This is a genomic window from Marivita sp. (genome assembly GCF_965656765.1).
Lineage (GTDB): Bacteria > Pseudomonadota > Alphaproteobacteria > Rhodobacterales > Rhodobacteraceae > Marivita.
On record NZ_CBFHLV010000062.1, the window covers coordinates 1 to 19714 of the forward strand.

The 19714-nt window shown below is 57.0% G+C and carries 18 protein-coding genes; 8 read left to right on the forward strand and 10 right to left on the reverse strand.

The genetic code is table 11. From position 1 onward, the window contains the following. The 5 genes from ACTG4M_RS14245 to ACTG4M_RS14265 all read right to left on the reverse strand — a co-directional run. Positions 1-1990, reverse strand: a 1990-nt coding sequence (locus ACTG4M_RS14245) for an NAD-dependent epimerase/dehydratase family protein (protein ID WP_439124333.1), incomplete at its 3' end; no start/stop codon positions are given. Between the two features lie 12 nt (positions 1991-2002). Beyond that, on the reverse strand, positions 2003-2971 hold the full coding sequence (locus ACTG4M_RS14250; protein ID WP_439124334.1) for a glycosyltransferase: 969 nt from the start codon (positions 2969-2971) through the stop codon (positions 2003-2005). Beyond that, positions 2968-4224, reverse strand: coding sequence for a glycosyltransferase (locus ACTG4M_RS14255; RefSeq protein ID WP_439124335.1), 1257 nt, complete (start codon positions 4222-4224; stop codon positions 2968-2970). The genes ACTG4M_RS14250 and ACTG4M_RS14255 overlap by 4 nt, the downstream gene beginning before the upstream one ends. Continuing rightward, the gene (locus tag ACTG4M_RS14260) at positions 4221-5156 is read right to left on the reverse strand and encodes an NAD-dependent epimerase/dehydratase family protein (RefSeq protein WP_439124336.1); all 936 of its coding nucleotides are present in this window, start codon (positions 5154-5156) and stop codon (positions 4221-4223) included. Before ACTG4M_RS14260 ends, ACTG4M_RS14255 begins: the two co-directional genes overlap by 4 nt. Further along, positions 5144-6271, reverse strand: coding sequence for a Gfo/Idh/MocA family protein (locus ACTG4M_RS14265; RefSeq protein WP_439124337.1), 1128 nt, complete (start codon positions 6269-6271; stop codon positions 5144-5146). Before ACTG4M_RS14265 ends, ACTG4M_RS14260 begins: the two co-directional genes overlap by 13 nt. Before the next feature lie 266 nt (positions 6272-6537). Between ACTG4M_RS14265 and ACTG4M_RS14270 the strand changes: the two genes are divergently transcribed. Further along, a complete protein-coding gene (locus ACTG4M_RS14270) occupies positions 6538-7323 on the forward strand; it encodes a WecB/TagA/CpsF family glycosyltransferase (RefSeq protein ID WP_439124338.1) in 786 nt (261 codons plus the stop codon). 4 nt (positions 7324-7327) lie between these two features. On the opposite strand, the gene ACTG4M_RS14275 is transcribed toward ACTG4M_RS14270, so the two are convergent. From ACTG4M_RS14275 to ACTG4M_RS14285, 3 genes are all read right to left on the reverse strand, one after another. Beyond that, positions 7328-7966 (reverse strand): ATP-binding cassette domain-containing protein, encoded by a 639-nt coding sequence (locus ACTG4M_RS14275; RefSeq protein WP_439124339.1) that lies wholly within the window; start codon positions 7964-7966, stop codon positions 7328-7330. Then, entirely contained in the window at positions 7959-9602 is a 1644-nt protein-coding gene (locus tag ACTG4M_RS14280) for an ABC transporter permease (RefSeq protein ID WP_439124350.1), read from the reverse strand. Before ACTG4M_RS14280 ends, ACTG4M_RS14275 begins: the two co-directional genes overlap by 8 nt. An 84-nt stretch (positions 9603-9686) precedes the next feature. Continuing rightward, entirely contained in the window at positions 9687-10892 is a 1206-nt protein-coding gene (locus tag ACTG4M_RS14285) for an ABC transporter substrate-binding protein (RefSeq protein WP_439124340.1), read from the reverse strand. Positions 10893-11054: 162 nt separating this feature from the next. Here ACTG4M_RS14285 and ACTG4M_RS14290 point away from each other — a divergent pair, with 162 nt between their 5' ends. The 7 genes from ACTG4M_RS14290 to ACTG4M_RS14320 all read left to right on the forward strand — a co-directional run bounded on the left by ACTG4M_RS14290 (position 11055) and on the right by ACTG4M_RS14320 (position 17711). Further along, on the forward strand, positions 11055-11660 hold the full coding sequence (locus tag ACTG4M_RS14290; RefSeq protein WP_439124341.1) for a CDP-alcohol phosphatidyltransferase family protein: 606 nt from the start codon (positions 11055-11057) through the stop codon (positions 11658-11660). A 169-nt stretch (positions 11661-11829) separates the two neighbouring features. Beyond that, the gene (gpmI, locus tag ACTG4M_RS14295; protein WP_439124342.1) at positions 11830-13347 is read left to right on the forward strand and encodes a 2,3-bisphosphoglycerate-independent phosphoglycerate mutase; all 1518 of its coding nucleotides are present in this window, start codon (positions 11830-11832) and stop codon (positions 13345-13347) included. Then, positions 13344-14474: a murein hydrolase activator EnvC family protein gene (locus ACTG4M_RS14300; RefSeq protein WP_439124343.1), complete on the forward strand. Its 1131-nt coding sequence runs from the start codon at positions 13344-13346 to the stop codon at positions 14472-14474. The genes gpmI and ACTG4M_RS14300 overlap by 4 nt, the downstream gene beginning before the upstream one ends. Then, positions 14471-15811 carry a S41 family peptidase gene (locus ACTG4M_RS14305; protein WP_439124344.1) on the forward strand — a complete coding sequence of 447 codons (1341 nt, stop codon included), beginning with the start codon at positions 14471-14473 and terminating at the stop codon, positions 15809-15811. The genes ACTG4M_RS14300 and ACTG4M_RS14305 overlap by 4 nt, the downstream gene beginning before the upstream one ends. Positions 15812-15865: 54 nt before the next feature. Further along, complete coding sequence (locus tag ACTG4M_RS14310) at positions 15866-16348, forward strand: RNA pyrophosphohydrolase (protein ID WP_439124345.1); 483 nt, start codon at positions 15866-15868, stop codon at positions 16346-16348. Beyond that, positions 16345-16827 (forward strand): hypothetical protein, encoded by a 483-nt coding sequence (locus tag ACTG4M_RS14315; RefSeq protein WP_439124346.1) that lies wholly within the window; start codon positions 16345-16347, stop codon positions 16825-16827. Before ACTG4M_RS14310 ends, ACTG4M_RS14315 begins: the two co-directional genes overlap by 4 nt. Before the next feature lie 26 nt (positions 16828-16853). Beyond that, positions 16854-17711: an MBL fold metallo-hydrolase gene (locus ACTG4M_RS14320; protein WP_439124347.1), complete on the forward strand. Its 858-nt coding sequence runs from the start codon at positions 16854-16856 to the stop codon at positions 17709-17711. A 19-nt stretch (positions 17712-17730) separates the two neighbouring features. Here ACTG4M_RS14320 and ACTG4M_RS14325 read toward each other — a convergent pair whose 3' ends face one another. After that, on the reverse strand, positions 17731-18552 hold the full coding sequence (locus tag ACTG4M_RS14325) for a transglutaminase-like domain-containing protein (RefSeq protein WP_439124348.1): 822 nt from the start codon (positions 18550-18552) through the stop codon (positions 17731-17733). A gap of 42 nt (positions 18553-18594) precedes the next feature. Continuing rightward, positions 18595-19714, reverse strand: a 1120-nt coding sequence (locus tag ACTG4M_RS14330) for a lytic murein transglycosylase (RefSeq protein WP_439124349.1), incomplete at its 5' end; no start/stop codon positions are given.

Below are 19714 nucleotides of genomic sequence, written 5' to 3' on the forward strand. Positions count from 1 at the left end.
CCCGGCTTTTCCAATCGGCCAGTGACGGGCGTGTTATTCCACGCCGCCGCAGTGCATAAACCTTAAGCACGTGTTTCACAGCATCCGCTGCCCAGAACACAGTCAGATTTCCAGTGCTCACTCTGATCTTCGCACCAAGCGAATTGTGGATGGCATCGAAATAACCTTTGCCAGACAGCATCGGTTCGCCAATCAGATTGTAACTCTGTCCCACCGCATCTGGATGTTCTCCCATCAGGATAAGCCCGTCAGCAACATCGTCGATCAGCACGAAGGGCAGGATGTTTAGGCCGTTGCCCCAAATCCGGACTGCACCCGCGCCGTGCCACCGTCCGATGCCCCAATGCTGCAACGGTCCACCATGGCCGACAACGATCCCCGGCCGCGCAATCACCAAGGGCAACCCGTCACGCCGATGCATCTCCATCAGTCGTTTCTCGCATTCAGCCTTTGAGCGCGCGTACATATTGCGATCGCTCATATCGTCTGGGAACGCGACGTCTTCGGTGATTTTCTGCAATGGCGACGACATGTCATAGCTGGCAATCGTGCCGGTATAGACCAGTCGTTTCACACCAGCCTCTTGGCACGCTTCGGCAATCCGCAAGGCGACGCCGACATCGTGTTTCAACGCGTCGTCCCACGTGCCTTCAAGCGACCGGGCAAGGTTGTAGACCACGTCGATCCCTCGCATGGCGTCGACCAATGCCGCCTTGTCGTAAAGCGAAACACCAAGTGTCTCGACCTCATCGGGCAGGTCGGGGAAGGGGCCATGTTTGCCACGGCTCAGAACACGCACATCCTGTCCTTTGGCCACCAACGCGCGGGTCAAGGCGCGCCCGATAAAGCCAGTGCCGCCGATGACCATCGCGGTCGGCTTGGGGTCGCGTGTTCTGGCTTTAGGTGCGGCGGGTGTAAGGTCAGAGTCCGGGATCAGCGCCAAGGCTTGATCCAGTGCGGTCATGACCTTTACCGCACTTGCGCCTGAGAACCTGGCGTCCGGTTCTTGATCCTTCCGCAACGCATCATAGATCGCGGCATCCATGCCTTGAAAGCTCAATGCGTAGGGTGATTTGCGGTTCAAAGACGCGACTTGCGTGACGGTGTTCCCAACACCTTCGCGCAGGTGCTGCCAACTCATGTCTAATTGCCGACGTAGCGGGTTAACCACCAGGTCAGATGCGTTTTCGCGTTCAACTACCAGCGTATCAGCCGCGAAATCCAATCGCGCGCGACCGGATGATCCACGCAAGGTCAGAGATCGGTCATCAATCGTCTCGACCGTCGAAATGGTAAGCGTGACATCCACGTCACCGGCTTGCGCCATTATGCGCCAAGCCTGGTGGCGGGTGTCCTCACCCGGCAGATCAACTGGCTTTGACAGCTTTACCGACTCAATATCCGGCACGCCGAACAGATCCACGATGAAGCCCATCAAATGGGGCCCAAGTTCAAGCAGCAGGTTCTTAGGTTCCCGCAGCAACCAGATACCAAATGGCCCCGACCGGAGTGGCGCAAGCGGTAGACACCAATGCACCTCGGCCACGGACACACGGCCAATCTCACCCTTCGTCAACATGCCTTTCAACCGGTCATAAGACGGCAGACCCATAAAGTTGTGTCCGGCATGAAAGCGCACGCCATGTTCCTGCGCCACTGCCTCAATCTCGGCGGTTTCAGCGGCAGATGTCGCGACTGGTTTTTCCACCAGCACATGCAAACCGCCTTTCAGGCATTGGATCGCCAATGCGTGGTGCAGGTGCGGCGGTGTCAGGATATGTACGGCATCGCAAATTCCGGCGTCGATCAAGTCAGCGAGTTCGTCGAATAAGCGCACACCCAGTCCATCGGCCAGTGCCTTGCCGGCGGCCTCGGACGGATCGCAAACCGCTGTGATCTCAACCCCATCGGTGGCCCGCAGCGCGTCGGCATGCCAGCTTGCGATATATCCCGCACCGATCAGGCCAACCCGAACTTTCGAAGACGTCATTCGTCCACCCCCTTACTTGTATTCAATGATACGCATTTGCGCATTGTTCAGCCGCCGCCAGTGATACCGCACCATGCCGATGACATTCGGGAACTTGGACAGCGTGAGAAAAATCGCATGCTTTCGCGCCTCGTCTGTTGGAAGCCCTTCACCTTGCAATCCGCGCGCGGTGCGCAAAAACGAAAACAGGTACGCACCAAGAACCAGCACAGGAACGGCCGGTGTCATGAACGCGCCAAACACCCCAATGACCGGCAATGCCAATCCATAGACCCAGACCCGCTTGCGTTCGCGCACGAAATAGTCGGAATGTATATGACCGACCTGGGCAAACCCGTGCCCGGTTCGTTCTGCCCGCTTCCACCATTGGGCAAACACCAGGTGCCCGCCATCATGCTTTGACATTTGGTGCGGAATGCGGACCAGCCGCCATCCGGCTTTGCGCAAACGCGTGCAGAACTCGTCGTCTTCGGCAGCAATCACGGTTGGATCAAACCCACCGACGTCAACGAATGCCTTCGTGCGCACCATCATATTGCCACCGCACGCTTCGATTTCGCCTGTCGGACGCTTCCATTCAAAGTCTGACATTTGGTTAAAGACAGTGGTGTTGCGGCACAGTTCTTCCTGTTCGCCGGTCACCAGCGCGATATCGTCGTTGGCCCGCATATGGGCTGCCCCGGCTGCAAGCCAATCGTCGGTCATGCAGCAGTCCCCATCAAGAAACTGAACGCAATAAGGCGCATCGTCATGTGCCATCAACGCTGCAAACCCTTCGTTGCGCGCACGTGCGGCGGTAAAGGGAATGGACATATCCAGATTGACCACGTCCGCTCCTGCCGACTTGGCCTCTGCCACGCTGTTGTCGGTTGATCCGCTGTCGACATAAACAACGCGTCGCGCCTGAGGGATCACTGAAGCGAGCGATTTCACCAACCGCGCCCCTTCGTTTCGACCGATGATTACAACATCAACATTCATATGGCGTTTCCAATGTTCGGTCTCAAACCAGGTGAGGACTGTTCCTCGGCATAGGAACAGATAAGATCAGAAAGCCACTGCGCTTCATCGGCAGCGGAGTAGTCTGCAATGACCTTGCGTCGTCCTGCGGCACCATAGGCTGCACGCTGGTCCGGAACTGACAGCAACTCATCAAGCGCCTTTGTGAACGCCTCGACATCGCCGGGGGGCACCACCCGCCCGCTAATACCGTCTTCGACCAACTCGGGAATACCGGCGATCCGTGTTGCCAGAACAGGCACCTGTGATGCCATTGCTTCCATCAAAACAACGGGGACACCTTCGGCAAAGCTCGGCAGCACGAATACATCGGTCTGGGCCAATTCCTCAGCCACCTCTGCTTGCGATTTGTACCCAAGAAATACGATCCGGTTCTGCAACCCGCGCTGAGCGACCTCAGATTCGAGCGTTTTGCGATCTGGTCCATCCCCAACAAGACGGAGCATCAGGTCAGGATACTTCTCACAAAGCTGCGACATCGCCTCAATCAGGATCGGCACACCTTTTACCCCGGCCAACCGACCAACAAACAGCGCCTGCAATCCAGTGCGCTCGGGATTGGGCGCATAGCGGGACGGGTCCACACCGCAATGAACGATGTGCAGCTTGTCCCAGTGTTTCGGGTCTGCAAAGCACATCAACTGCGACCGACAGAAGTGGCTAATGCAGGACACAAAAGAAGCACGGGCCGCTTTTTCGTCTATCCGCCAGTGATGTGGTTCGAAAAAGATATCCGGACCATGAATGGTGAAACTCCAACGGATACCAGATAGCTCACCTGCCAGCATCGCCACCGTGCAGGATGCCTTGGCAATGTGGTTGTGCAGATGGGTCACGCCTTCATCCGCCAACTTGGCCGCAAGCACGCCGGCTTCAACAAAATAGATCAGGTTATACAGGCGACCCTTGATGCCCTTTGGAGCGGTGCGCCACGCCAGACCCAGCGCCGACAGGTAGCGAGCCGGTTCTGCCACCCAACGCAGATGCGCCTTGATTGTCATAAAGGGGCTTTTAACTGCGTCCAGCACCTTGAAAGTGCGCTTGTGTTCCTCGCGCTGTTCCGCTCCGACAAGATGTTCTGCCCCGGTGGTTCGTATCGAACAGGTCAAAACCTCGTGCCCCAACGCGCGGAGATTGGCGACCTCACGCTGGATAAACGTGTCACTGGCGCGAGGGTATTCGCCGGTCAGATAGGCAATCTTGGGGAGCGTCATGTCACTGACCTCCAATTTGGCGCCAGATCAGGTAGATCACTCGCGCCGATTGGGTCGTTCATTTTGTACACTAAAGGCAAGCCGCGCTGCCGCAATACGTCCTCGCGCAGCAGACCGGGTAGCTTGGCGGATAGCGGCCGCAATAGGCGTGACGCTAACCAAAGCGCTCGCCAAGGAATTGGAGCCACGTTTTTGGGCCAGCCTGTCTGCCGTAGTGCGGTGATCACCTCCTGCCGGGTAGGCAGGTCAGGATCAAGAATTGTAAACGTGTCATCGACCTTGTGCAGAACAGTCTGCACAAGCGCAGCTGCGCAGCGGTCCACGTGGCACATCGGCAGCCGATCATCGCTTTTGAACCGAAGTAAGACTGGGCCCAAACCAATGCCCAGATGTGCGTTCCATAGGTGTTCGTCATCGTAGACAATGCCGGGCCGCCGAATAGCCAGACTGGCAAAGCCACCAGACTTAGCGATCTGTTCCTGACGTACCTTCGCCGCTGAATACGCATCTCGCGCACCCTCTGGAGACACGAGTGGGCAATTGTCTGTCAGGGTGCCGCCTACAGCGATTTGCCTTGTGTCGAAAACTGCAATCGAACTGGCAATGGTCAGATGCGTTGTGCCAGCTTGTGCCATCGCCTCGACCAGATGTTGCGTTCCACCAACTGTCAGGCGTTCGTGGTCTTCGGGATCGCCGGACATCGCCGCGGCAAGGTGAATGACCGCATCACATTCAACAAGCGCCTCGATCAGAACCGGCACGGTTTCCGGCTCGGTTAGGTCGGTCGAAACAATTGTTATATCCGCACAGTCGCTATGTTTCGACCGTTGCACCGCAACCACCTCAAGCCCGGCCTTGACCGCGGCAGCAACTGTTGCATGGCCAATGAACCCGGATGCGCCTGTGATCAGAACCCGTTTCACATCGCCCATGGCATCGGCTCCATCGGCTCACAGCGGGTGGTCATCGCCTGAGCACCAGAGGTTTCGCCCGCGTTTTGTATCGCCAGCGTGACCTCTGTCATGTGTAGCGCGAAATCATTCGACAAACGCGATGGGCGACTTTCGCGGAGGGCGTCCAGCATTTCTGCGGGCCCAAGCATGAAGTTCATCGCGGCAGCACCCCAGCGTTTTACTTTGGGGTGGGTCGGTTGCGACAGTTTCAGTCTTTTGGGAAAAGGCGATTCCATCAATCGGCGGCGGATCGTCATGCGCTTGGCAAAGGTAACCTTGGCCGAATTGTCCCACGCGGCTTTGCAGGACAAGACGCCACCGTCGCCGATGATCCGAATCTGATGATCATGCGGCGCGACGATTGAACAGGTCAGGCGGGTCATCGGACCGTTGTCGAAGAACAGCGTCGCAACGGAAAGGTCTGGCGCAAAGGGGCCATTGCCTTCTTTGTCCGGTATCGTTTCTGCCGAAGCCGCGACCACGGTGCGGACCGAACCGAACCACGAGATCAGCCAACCAAGGTAATAGCCCGCATGTTCGAGCGTACAGCCGACACGAAATTCGTCCTCGAACGGCCACGGTGCGCCGGACTCAGAAATCCATTTCTTGTACGCCGCCTGTGGGACGAACCCATCGTCCAATTCAGCATAGATCGCGCGGGGTGTACCTGCGATACCGCTGCGCAGCGCGTGTCCAAGTGTCTGTGCTGCTTCGCCCAGCACGCTGCACGGCGCAGATGCCAGCATCAATCCGGCTGCGTTGGCTTGGGCGTGCAGCGTCTTTGCTTCCTCGACATTCATCGCCAAGGGCTTCTCGGAATACGTGTGGCATCCAGCGGAAAGGCAGGCAGAGTTGATCTCGAAATGTGCAGCGGGGTTTGTCAGGTTGAGCACAACGCCATCGCGAGGATGCCGTTCCAGAAGTTCATCAAGGGACGACACTGCAGGCATGCCCCAGTGGGCGCAGAATTGCTTGAGCCGTTCTGAATTACGGTCATAGACGCCAACAACGGTGATCCCGTCCATTGCCTGAAGCGACCGCACATACAGGTCGGCGACAAAACCGCACCCAATGATCGAAACAGCCCCCGTCATGCCGCACCCAGTGCAGCAAAATGGCCGTGCGCAAAGTCACGGAATATACGGAATCGGGTACCTGTCACAGACTGCTCACGAGAATTACTAAGTCTTTTCAAAGAAGCGTAGACCACCGAATAATGGTCATAATTCGACAAACTCTGGTTTTCTTATGTGTCTTAAGAGAATTCTTGTTGGTTTGTCTTGATTTTGCAGCGCTCTGGCCGCGATTTGGCCGCATGACTCAAGTAAACCCCCCCGACTTGGAAAAAAAGGAGGCGCAGATGCGCTTTTGGGGTGAAGCATTCGACGTGACGATCAACGTACCTGATTGGGCAGCGTTGGAGCGGCAAATATCAATGCGTTTGCAAGCAGGTGATGGGTTTTCGCTCGCCACGATAAATTTAGACCATTTGGTAAAATTACGTCAGGATGCGCGCTTCCGCGCAGCTTATGCCGCGCAGGATTTGGTTGTAGCTGATGGAAATCCAATTGTTTGGATGTCGAAACTGGCAGGGCGGTCAGTGTCTTTGATCCCCGGTTCTGATGCAATTTTGCCACTGGTGCGTCTTGCTATTGGGCACGACAAAACCATCGCTTTGGTGGGAAGTACCGATGACACGCTCGCGGCAGCCAAGGACTATCTAGAACGCGAAATTCCCGGCACGCGCGTTGTTGCAACGATTGCACCGCCGATGGGCTTTGATCCAAGTGGTCAGTCTGCTGATGCCGTGCTTGATGCGCTGGCCGCGGCCAATGCTGATATCGCCTTTATCGCGCTGGGTGCGCCCAAGCAGGAACTGTTTGCGGCTTATGGTCGGCAAAAAATGCAAAACATGGGTTTCGTGTCAATTGGTGCCGGGCTCGATTTTTTTTCCGGCGCTCAGGTGCGCGCGCCCGCTTGGGTGCGGGCCATCGCGATGGAATGGTTGTGGCGGGCCCTGTCTCAGCCAGCACGCTTGATCCCGCGCTATGCAAAGTGTTTCGCGATCCTGCCCGTTGAGCTGATGCACGCTCTCAAGTTGCGATCAGGATCAGCCACATCGTACTCGGCCTCTGAGGGCAAGTAACGGCCTAGGTCAAACGGTGTACCCGACCGCCAGCCGCATCGGCATCAGCATGGTCGTGAGTGACCAGCAGCACCGGCAAACCTGTGGCGCGGGCCTGCTCAAAGACCAGTTCGCGGATTTGATCCCGGCGTTCCGTGTCGAGCCGGGAAAATGGTTCGTCCAACAACAGTGCTCTTGGCCCGGAAAGCAGAATCCGCATCAGCGCCACCCGCGCCTTTTGACCACCTGACAATGTATCGGGGTCGCGGTCTGAAAATCCGCCCAGCCCAATATCGTCAAGCGCTGCCTCAATGTGGCGCGCGCGGTTTGCCCTACCGGTGACAGAGGCATCTAGGCCAAAGGCAAGGTTCGCCCCAACGGACAGATGTGGAAACAGCAATTCGTCCTGAAACAGGATACCAACTCGCCGGGCCTCGGGCGCCAGATCGGTTATGTCGGTCCCGTTCAGGATCACACGCCCGTTTGCTTCGAACCCTGTGTCGAGCGTGCCGATGATATATGACAACAGTGTTGACTTGCCCGACCCGCTTGGCCCCATCACGGTCAGAACGTCACCCGGTGCGACATGGTCCGAGATTTCAACAAGTGTGCGTCCCTCCCTGCGTATTGCCACATTGTCGAGGGTTAGTCCGGTATTAGGCATGGCGCAGCCCTCTGCGATTACGCCAGACAATGGCGGGAACAAACAAAGCGAGCGCAAAAGGCAAAAGCGCAAGCGCTGTCTGGCTGAGCGCATAGACCGAAATCACCCGTCGGTCACCTCCCGAGGCAAGCGCGACCGCTTCCGTGGTCAGCGTCTGTACCCGCCCGGCGCCCGCGAGAAGCGTCGGCAGGAATTGCCCAATCGAAACTGCAAAGCCTACCGCAGCGGCGGTCAGGATCGGGCGTAGCAGCATTGGAAGGCGAACGCGCCAAAGGACACCGTCGCAGCCCGCGCCAAGGGCCCGCGCAACATGACCGTATCGCGAATCCCATGCGCGGAACGGATCAGCGAGGGACAGGAAAACGTACGGGAGCACAAAGATAGTATGCACCGCGATCACCGCGACCCGATTGCCGTCGATGCCGGTATAAATGGCCAGTGTCTGCAATCCGGTCAGAAAGGCAATCTGCGGCACGATCAGCGGTACATAAAGCAGCCAGAGCGCTCGGCTGCTGGGTTTAAGTCCGTGGCGTTCTTCGGCCTCAAGACAGGCTAGTGTTAAAAGCAAAGCGATCAAAGTGGCGACAGACGCGATGATCAGGGTCTCGTTGATGATCGGCCACAAGTTCATCGCATGGCGCATCCATGTCTTGGCCGTAAACGCTCCGGGAAAAAGGTCGGGAAAGCTCCAGAATCCGGCGAAAGACCAAACCAGAAGTCCCAGAATGCCAAAAACGATGGAAGATGCGCTGAGGATCGCAGCGGTTAGAGACAGGGCTTTAATGCTGCGCGTGGCACCCCCGCGTGCGCCGGAGGCGACCCAGCGACGGCCAAGATTTGCGATCACGACCTCGCCTAGCCTCCAGCAGATCAATGTGCCAATCACCAACGCCAGTTGCCAAACTGCAGCCGCCGAACCGAGAAGCCGCAGACTCAGGTCAGGATCGTTCATCCAGCGCAGGATTTGTACCGCAAGCGTAGACGGCGTTGTTGGCCCTAGGATCAGGGACACGTCGACCACCGTCATGGAAAATGCCAGCACTGCATAGACCGGCAATCTGATCTGTGCGTAGACGCGGGGAAAGACAGTTTTGAACCATGCAGTGACGGGCGCATAGCCAAGCGCCAAGGCGGTGTCACGGGCTTGTGCGGCGCGAATTTGGCTTAATGCGGCGAGCGTCATCAGCAATAGGAACGGCACCTCTTTGACCGCCAACCCGGCGATCAGTGACAGGCCATATGGGTCTTGGAGGATCAACAAATCTGGCGGCCTGTCCCATCCAGTCAGCCAAGGTGAGGTCGCACGCGCCATCCAGCCGGATGGTGCAATGAGGAATGCCAAACCAAAAGCAGCTGCCGCATGGGGGACCGACAGAAGCGGTGACAACATCCGCTCGATAATGCGAAACGCGTGTGATCCGCTCCATGCCGCGCAGATCAGTGAGACGAGCAACAGCGACAACGTGGTTGCGGCAATCCCGGTGGTGACGCTCAAAACACTGGCGCGGGCTATCCCGGGCCAGTCAAACAGCATGACAAAGGCGTTCAGATTTACCTCGTATGCACCCAGTGCAGGCATGTAGCCCAAAGCTGGCCCAACGGTTCCCAACACCCCAGCAATCACCGGGCCAACCATGATGCCCAAGGTTAAAAGCGGAGCCCAGGGGAGGAACCGAGCCCGCGCTGTCTTGTTGTCACATCGTGTTGCCACCTAGAGCGCCTATTGCGCGACGCCGTACCGGTCGGTCCAGTCTTCCTCGAGCTTGACCATCCAGCTTGGATGCGGTTCGGACAGGGTTGCGCCCAACTCTGTAGGAGGCAACGTGGCGATGCCCAATTCGAGCGCATCAAACCGCGCGCGGTCTTCGTCCGATAGTTTGGCAATGTCCAGAACCGTGCTCAGACCCCAAACCTCTGGGTCTTGCATCATCGCCTGCGCCTCGGGTGACATCATGAAATTTGCCACCACCATCGCGCCGGCTTTGGCGTTGGCGTTGTAGGGAATAGCAACGAAGCTTGCATTGCCGATGCTGCCTGCGTCCATCACAAAGCTGCGCACACTGTTCTGCAGCAGGCCGTTGGCAATCGCATTGCTTGCTTCGTTCGGGTTAAAGCTGATGGCAAGGTCGATCTCACCATCGGCCATCAATTGGATTTGACGGGATTCGTTTTGCGGGTAGGCGCGGCCCGAGCGCCAAAGAGTGGGCGCCAATTCGTCAAGGAATGTCCAGAAATCTGCGGTTGCGGCATCGTAATCCGCGTCTTCGACCGGCAATTGTAGGACTGACGCGTCCGGTACAAACTCGATCAACGCCTGCTTAAGAAAGGTGGACCCAAGGAAATTCGGTGGCTGTGGATAGGTGAACCGCCCCGGATTGGCCGCTGCATATTGCGCCAGCGCTTCCATCGTGGTTGGCGGAGTGTCCAGCCGTTCTGTGTCGTAGTAGAAGACCACTTGCGCCATGCCCCACGGTGCCTCGAGCCCATCGGTCGGCACGGTAAAGTCCGAGATCACAGCAGGCTTGCCCGCAACATCCACATTGGCCCAGCTAGGTGTCTGTTCGACCCACGGTCCAAACAGCAGATTCTGGCGTTTCATCGCTGCAAAGTTTTCGCCGTTAATCCAAATCATGTCGACGGCACCGCCCTCGTCCTTGCCAGCGGTCTTTTCCGCCAGAACACGGCTGACGGCGTCGGCGGTGTCGGACAGCTTTACATGTTCAAGGGTCACCCCGTAGTCTTCGTTTACGCGGTTGCCGATCCACGCGATAAAGCTGTTGATCGTATCTGACCCACCCCATGCGTTCCAATACACAGTCTGGCCGCGCGCCTCTTCGGTAACAGCTCCCCAATTCGATGGATCTGGTTCGGCATGGACGGCAAAGGCCGTGATCGTGGCAAGCGTGGCGGCAAGAAGAGTGCGCATAAACTGTGATCCTTAGTATAAACGGCAAAAGCCTTGGTTGGGGGCTTAAAACCAGCGTTACCCTGTTACGGTCAAATGACAAACAGGTGTGTAAGATTTCAGTGTACCCACAAGAGATGGCTCGCTATGGCGGTTTTGGGCCCAGTTGAGGAACGCCAAACAATGATTGATGCCGCAGTATTGCCGCTTGTGAAACGCGCTATTGATCGGCCTGCGCGGATGCTGGTTGCATACGGGTTCCGCGCGGATCAGATCACACTTGTAGGTTTTTTTATTGGTTTTCTGGGCGTGCTGGCACTTTGGCTTGGTCTCTTCGGGACTGCGCTATTCTGTCTGGCACTGAACCGACTGGCGGATGGCCTAGATGGAGCAGTTGCGCGGCTCACTCAGCCGACAGATCGCGGCGCATTCCTCGATATTGCACTTGATTTTATGTTCTACGGACTGTTCCCGCTTGGTTTTGCGTTTCACGATCCTGCGGTAAATGCGCTTCCTGCAGCGGTGTTGATCTGCAGTTTCATCGGAACGGGCTCCAGCTTTCTCGCCTTCTCGATCATCGCTGAAAAGCGTGGTGTTTCATCTGATCAGTACCCGACCAAGGGCATCTATTACCTCGGTGGCCTGACCGAAGGTACTGAGACCATCGCGCTCTTTGTTGCTATGTGCCTTTTCCCGTCGGCGTTCCAATGGCTTGCCTACGCCTTTGCCGCGCTTTGCGCCATCACCACCGTGACCCGCTGGTTGGCGGGGTGGCAAATGTTTGACTAGAGTGTTTTGCACTACCTCTTTTTCAAAATATCGCGGGGGGTTTGGGGGGCACGCCACAATGTGCGGGATCGTGAAAGTGTTAGGACCAAACGGTATAAGCGCCCCTCCACATCGCGCCCCGCCTCTGTTACACCGCCCATAATCCTGGGCCGAGCAGAGGACATCTTACATGACCACCCCGAAACCAGTCGTTTTGACCATCCTCGACGGCTGGGGCCTGCGCGACGATCCCACGGCAAATGCGCCGAAACTGGCGAATACCCCGACGATGGATCACCTTGTGGCGACCTGTCCGCATGCGACGCTGATCACGCATGGTCCAGACGTGGGCTTGCCGAAAGGCCAGATGGGAAATTCCGAAGTCGGACACACCAATATCGGCGCGGGCCGTGTGGTGGCGATGGATTTGGGGCAGATTGATCTTGCAATCGAAGATGGCAGCTTTTTCGAAAACCTACAAATCCTCGACTTTGCCAAGACTGTGAAAGACGCGGCTGGTCGCGCACATATCATGGCTGTGGTCTCGGATGGTGGGGTGCATGGGCATATCAGCCACATCCAAGCTGCGGTGAAGATGTTGGCCGATCAAGGTGTTGATGTGGTGCTGCATGCGATCACCGATGGCCGGGACGTAGCACCTACGTCGGCCAAGGGCTTTATTGCCGACATGACCGATAGCCTACCGGACAGTGCAATCATTGGCACTGTGATCGGGCGCTACTTTGCAATGGACCGCGACACGCGTTGGGACCGGGTCGAGCGTGCCTATGATGCGATGATCCTTGGCAAAGGGAACGCGGCGCGCACTGCGCTGGAGGCGGTCGAAACCGCATATGCCAAGAATCAGAACGACGAATTTATCGAACCATGCGTGATCAGTGACTACGCTGGTCTTGGGGAAGGTGATGGGTTTTTCTGCCTCAATTTCCGCGCCGATCGCGCACGTGAAATCCTTGCTGCGATTGGCGACCCTGAGTTTGACGGGTTCGAGCGAAAACAACCGGAGCTGTCTGGTCTGTTGGGCATGGTGGACTATTCCAAGGCGCACAACGTCTACATGACCACGGCGTACCCCAAGCAAGAGATCAAGAACACGCTGGGCGAATGGGTGTCTCAGCATGGTCGCAAACAGTTCCGTTTGGCCGAGACCGAAAAATACCCGCATGTGACGTTCTTCCTGAACGGTGGGCAGGAAACGCCTGAAGAGGGCGAAGACCGGTTCATGCCCAAAAGCCCGAACGTGGCGACCTATGACATGCAACCCGAGATGTCAGCGGATGAAGTGACCGACAAATTCGTGGCTGCGGTCGAAGCGGGGTACGATCTGATCGTCACCAATTACGCCAACCCGGATATGGTGGGACACACCGGCGATCTGGAAGCTGCGATCAAGGCTTGCGAGGCTGTAGATGCGGGTCTGGGCAAGGTTCTTGCAGCTGTTGAAAAAGTCGGCGGTGCGATGATCGTCACTGCCGATCACGGCAATTGCGAAACGATGGTCGACCCCGAAACCGGTGGGCCGCATACTGCGCATACGACCAACCTCGTGCCCGTTGTGTTGCATGGCGGACCAGATGGGGCAACTTTGGCCGACGGGCGTTTGGCCGATCTTGCGCCGACCCTTTTGGCGCTGATGGGGTTGCCGCAACCTGACGAGATGACCGGACAAAGCCTGATCCGCGCATGAAGCATTTGGCACTTCTTTTTGGGCTGATAGGCCTGCCATTGTCGGCGCAGACACCGGCAGAAGCGGCACGCAATGCGATGACGCTGGTGGAAGAAGCGACCGCCAAGCTCGACGCGGCGGATTCGGCGCGTGACCGGGTGAGGGCCCTGACCGAAGCGGTTCAGGCGTTCGAATCCGGGTTGGCCGCGATGCGCGATGGGCTACGCGCGGCGTCAATCCGGGAAACGGAACTGAGCCGTGACCTCGATTCGCGCGATGCTGAAGTGATGCGCCTTCTGGCCGCGCTTTCCGCGCTGGGCACCACGGCAGGACCACAGAGCTTTGTCCACCCCGATGGCCCGATTGGCGCCGCGCGCGCCGGCTTGCTTATGGCGTCTGTGACCCCTGCGTTGTCCGAAGCGGCTGCCGACCTGCGGGCCGATGTCGAAGAAGCAACTGTCTTGCGTCAACTGCAACAAGACGCAGCGAACACGTTGCAAACTGGTTTGGCCAACATCCAAACCGCGCGTACTGCGCTTAGTCAGGCCATGGCCGACCGTGTCGACTTGCCTCGAAAATTCACCGAAGATCCCGTAAAAACCGCGTTGCTAATCGCGGCGACCGAAACACTTGATGGTTTCGCTGCCGGGTTAAGCCAAATTTCCGAAAACGAAGCCCAGCTTGATCTGGCCGCTGCACGGGATCGCAAAGGTCAGCTGCCTTTGCCAGTTGCGGGCGAAATTCTGCGCCGCGCGGGAGAGACTGATGCGGCTGGTGTAATGCGTCCGGGTGTTTTGATTGCCACTCGTCCACGTGCGCTTGTCACGACACCGACTGCAGCCACGATCCGCTACCGGGGGCCGTTGTTGGATTATGGTTTGGTCACCATCCTTGAGCCGGAGCCAGATGTCTTGTTTGTGTTCGCGGGGCTCGACACGGTCTTTGGCGAAACCGGACAAGTGCTTCCAGAGGGCAGTCCAGTCGGTTTGATGGGTGGTCCAGCAAGTCAAATCAACGATATTCAATCACCATCCGGTGAAAGGGCTGGCGAAGCGCTGTCTGAAACGCTCTATATAGAAGTAAGACTAGGCGACATGCCAGAGAACCCCCTTGGGTGGTTCACAGAGGATAAGGGAAGGACCGAATGAAAAAAGTAGTCATGGCGGCCATGGGCGGCACACTTGCAGGTATCGTGGCCACGACGCAATTCGTGGGTCCACTGGTCGCGCAGGAAAGCGCCCGTACCACAAATGTTTATGAACAGCTTGATCTGTTCGGCGATATTTTCGAACGCATCCGTGGGCAATATGTTGAAGAGGTAGATGCAGGCGATTTGATCGAAGCAGCCATTGATGGCATGCTGACCTCGCTTGATCCACATTCCAGCTACCTCTCGCCGGATGATGCCGCCGATATGCGCGTGCAGACACGGGGTGAATTTGGCGGCCTCGGGATCGAAGTCACGCAGGAAGAGGGCTTTGTGAAAGTCGTCTCTCCGATTGATGGCACACCGGCAGATGACGCCGGCATCGAAGCAGGCGATTTCATCACCCATGTCGATGGAGATTCGGTTTTGGGACTGACGCTGGACGCGGCAGTGGACATGATGCGCGGTCCGGTAGGGTCCGAGATCATCATCACGGTGGTTCGCGAGGGCGAATCTGAACCATTTGATGTCTCGATCATCCGCGACACGATCAAGCTGACGGCCGTACGCACCCGCCTGGAAGGCGAGGCCGTCGTTCTTCGGGTCACGACCTTTAACGATCAAACCTATTCCAACCTCGAAGAAGGATTGGCGGAACAGGTCGAAGCGGCGGGTGGTCTGGACAATGTCGAAGGCATCGTTCTTGACCTGCGCAACAACCCAGGTGGCCTTCTAAACCAGGCGATCCGCGTCAGCGATGCGTTCCTCGAAAAGGGCGAGATCGTCAGCACTCGTGGTCGCGAGCCCGCAGATGGTGACCGGTATAACGCAACGCCGGGTGACCTGGCCGAAGGCAAACCCATTGTCGTGCTGATCAATGGCGGGTCCGCGTCTGCGTCCGAGATTGTCGCGGGTGCCTTGCAGGATCATCGTCGGGCCATCGTCGTTGGCACAAAATCTTTCGGCAAAGGCTCTGTACAGACGGTAATGCCTTTGCGGGGTGATGGGGCTATGCGCCTGACCACAGCGCGCTACTACACTCCGTCTGGCCGGTCGATCCAATCGCTGGGCGTATCCCCTGATATCGTTGTCGCACAGCCGCGTCGCCCCGAAGCGGACGCTGAGGAAGAGGAAGAGACAAACGTCTTTAACCGCTCCGAAGCGGACCTGCGTGGCAGCCTTGATAATGACAGTTTAAGCGAAGACGAGATCCAGCAGATTGAAGCCGACCGTGCCAAGGCAGAAGCTGCCGCTGCGCTGCGCGAAGAGGATTATCAGCTGGCTTACGCTATCGACATCCTCAAGGGTTTGACTGCACTTCAGCCGTCAAACGATTAAGACCACGTCGCGGCACGGGATTAGCCTGTGCCGCGTTTTCACAAAGGCCCCAAGATGACTCCCGAAGAGATTGCCCGCCTGCCATATCGCCCCTGCGTTGGTGTTATGCTGGTGAACCGTGATGGCCATGTCTTTGTCGGGCAGCGCATCGATAACCCCGGCCCCGCGTGGCAGATGCCGCAGGGTGGTGTGGACAAGGGCGAAAGTGCCCGGGACGCAGCGCTACGCGAATTGTGGGAAGAAACCGGCGTACTGTCGCGTCTAGTCAAGATCGAGGCAGAAACGAAGGATTGGATACCTTACGATCTGCCACATGATCTTGTCGGCAAGCTCTGGAAAGGGCGGTATCGCGGGCAAGAACAAAAATGGTTTCTGATGCGGTTCAAAGGGACCGATGACCAAGTCGATATCGCGACCGAACATCAGGAATTCAACCGTTGGAAATGGATGGATCCGGATCAGCTCGTCAACAATATTGTGCCGTTCAAACGCCATGTCTACGAACGGGTTCTCGCGGCTTTCAAGGATCACCTGTGAAGCAGCTGGGCATCGTCCTTGCTGGGCTGATCGTGATGGCACACCCTGCCTTTGCACTAAGTTGCGCCCCCCCGGACATCGCCCGCGACTTTGACCGCGCGGCGAAATCAAACGACAAGTATATTATTGTCAAAGGCGATCTATTTTTTGACGAAGCCGCACTTCCTGACCGCACCGCTCAGCGCATGTCACGCAAACGGAACAGTGTTGATATAAACGGCTGGCTGACAGGAGAATCGCTGACCCGCGACGGCTTCACCAAGCCTTTCGAGCGGGATGTGATCCTGCGAGTGACATGCCTTGGCCCTTGGTGCGGTGGCACCGAAAAGGGCGATCATATGACCTTTCTCAAACAGGAAGACCGTCAATGGGTGATGCAAATTGGCCCATGCCCCGGCTTGACCTATGCTAACCCCACAAATGCGCAGGAACAAAAGGTTCTGGCGTGTTTTCGTGGCGAACCGTGCGTAATTAACTGACGCTGTAATAGGAAGGAAATTCCTCCATGTTGTGCAAAATCGGCGAGGTTGAGGTTTGGCGGATTTTGGATCTGCATGGTCCGTTCATGTCCCCGACAGAGCTTTTCCCAACAGCGGGTCCCAAGGTCGCACAGATTATGGAGTCTGTTGCTCCGGGAAGCATTTGTGACATCTCGGGTAAGCTGATTTTGCCAGTTCAGGGATTTCTACTCATCACACCAACGCACCGCATTCTTATCGATAGCTGCGTTGGTAACGACAAAACAGTTCCTGGCTTTCCTGAATGGCACCGACGGTCTGACACACGCTTTATGTCTTCGTTAGGTGCAGCTGGCTTAACGGTTGATGACATTGACTACGTTCTTTGCACGCATCTTCATTCCGACCATGTTGGCTGGAATACCCGGCTCGAGGATGGACGTTGGGTTCCCACATTTCCCAATGCAAGATATCTGATGCCGGCAGCGGATGAATCCCAGCAAAAGGTACGCAACGGCGAACTCTATGTAGAAAGCGTGTTGCCCGTCATTGCCGCTGGACAGGCAGAGTTGGTCGAAGCAGGTCACATGCTGGGTGATTTTGTGAGCCTAATTCCAACACCGGGCCATACACCCGGTCATGTGTCTGTCAGGATCAAAAGTGGCGACCGCCAAGCGATCATTACGGGCGATGCGCTACATTCAGCCGCCCAATGCTGGCATCCGGATTGGCATTTTAAGTTCGACGTCGATCCTGAACAGGCTGTGAACTCGCGGCGACATCTATTGGAAACTGCTTCCGAAGCCGCCTGTATTGTTCTGGGTAGCCATTTTGCTCTTCCATCTATCGGGCGGGTCGCAGCTGAACAGAATGCGTTCCGCTGGACTGGTTTGCTTGATTCCTAATTCGTTTTGATGGTCGGGATTAGTCCACCCGGACAGCCACGCTCTGAGCCACGAAATCGGCTTGCCCAAAGATATTCAGAAACGCCACATCTGCCGCATCAGCACCAACGCCAATACGGGCGATTGTGTTGGCCGTCGCCATTCCGGTTGGATCTACTAAGTGCCATGTACCATCTAGGTACACTTCGGCCACCGCGTGAAAGTCTTGCGGTGTCACACCCGGGGCATAGACGCTGGCAAAGCGCGCCGGGATCGTTGAGGCGCGGGCCAGTGTGACCATCACATGCGCAAAGTCACGACAAATCCCTTGCCGTTGCACAAAGCTATCAAGGGCCGTTGTCTGGGCATTGCTAACCCCCGGCACATAGCTGAACCCGGCGTTGATCCAGTCACGGATCGCGGTTATCCGGGCACCGCCTTCAAGATGCCCGAACTCGGCTGCGACATAGGTTTGAAATTCGTCCGACGGACAATAGCGCGATGGCATCAGGTACCGCACGGTATCGCCCGGCAACAGGTGAGGCGGCACAGCAGCGAGCGAAGTGAGATCAAGCACTGGGCGGTCGATCTTGATCCGCGTGGTGTAATCGCACTTGAACTGACCGTCTGCCTTAAGCCAGATACGCTCTCCCAGACCTTCATCCGCGGCAACGCGGGCCATATGGGCAACCTCTGAAAAGTCGATCCGTGCGTCCAAGACCCGCTGATCTGGCAGGTCCGCTGCTTCAATCTGCAGTAGTAGGTCGGTGGGCGCGGACAATTCATATGTCAGGTGCACGTCGATGTTCAGAATCACAGGCAATCCCCACTGTCTATGCTCGCCGTGTAGGCCGTCGTTCATCCCGGCACAAACAGTCTATTTTCTGCCCGTTTCCAGGATGGTCTAGCGCAGTTTCTGAAGGATGTTCAGAGAAGCATAGCCGTCTGGGATGTCACCGATAGACGCTTGAAAAGCGCGCACTGCATTGATGGTCAATGGCCCAACCTTGCCATCAATCTTTTTGGTGTCGAACCCTTTGGCGGTGAGAAGACGTTGCATCTCTTTGCGCTCAGCAAAGCTCAACGCCCGATCCTCACGCGGCCAGCTTGACTGGATTGGTCCGGCGCCCGTGATCCGGTCACTCAGGTGCCCAACGCCGATTACGTATGCATCAGCGGTATTGTAGGTTTCGATCACGTCAAAATTCTTGAAGATCAGAAACGCGGCTCCTCTGGCCCCGGCAGGTAGCAGCACCGAGGCGGGCCCATGATCTGGCACCGGCGTACCATCAAGCCCGACAATGCCGAGCTTGGCCCATTCCGATGGCATGCGTTTGGTGTCGCGTTTGGCGAGAGTGTAGTCGAAGCCATCGGGAATCTTCACCTCAACCCCCCAGGGTGCGCCTTTGACCCACCCGTTCTTGGCAAGGTAATTCGCGGTTGATGCCAACGCGTCGGCGGGGTTGTCCGACCAGATATCACGTTTGCCGTCACCATCGAAATCCACTGCAAGTGATTGGTACGAGGTTGGGATGAACTGCGTATGACCCATCGCACCGGCCCAGCTTCCTGTGAATTTGGCGAGGGACACATCACCGCTTTGCAGGATCTTCAGCGCCTCGATCAACTGTTTTTCAAAGAAAGTGCCGCGGCGTCCGTCATAGGCCAGTGTGGCAAGCGATCCTATGACCGGGTTTGAACCACGAAAGGTGCCATATGCGCTCTCAAGGCCCCAGATCGCGACAACGACATCTTTATCGACACCGTATCGCGCCTCAATCTGGTTAAGCACTGCATTGTGTTTGCGAAGGGCATCCTTGCCATTGGTAACCCGTGCGTCCGAGGCGGCGCTGTCGAGGTAATCCCATATCGTCTTGGTGAACTCGGATTGGTTGCGGTCGCGTCGGATTACATCTGCGTCGTATTGCGCACCGACAAAGGCCCGGTCGAACACATCGCCGGAAATTCCTTGCCGTACTGCGCGCTTACGGAAGACAACGATCCAATCGGTAAAGCCTTCATGT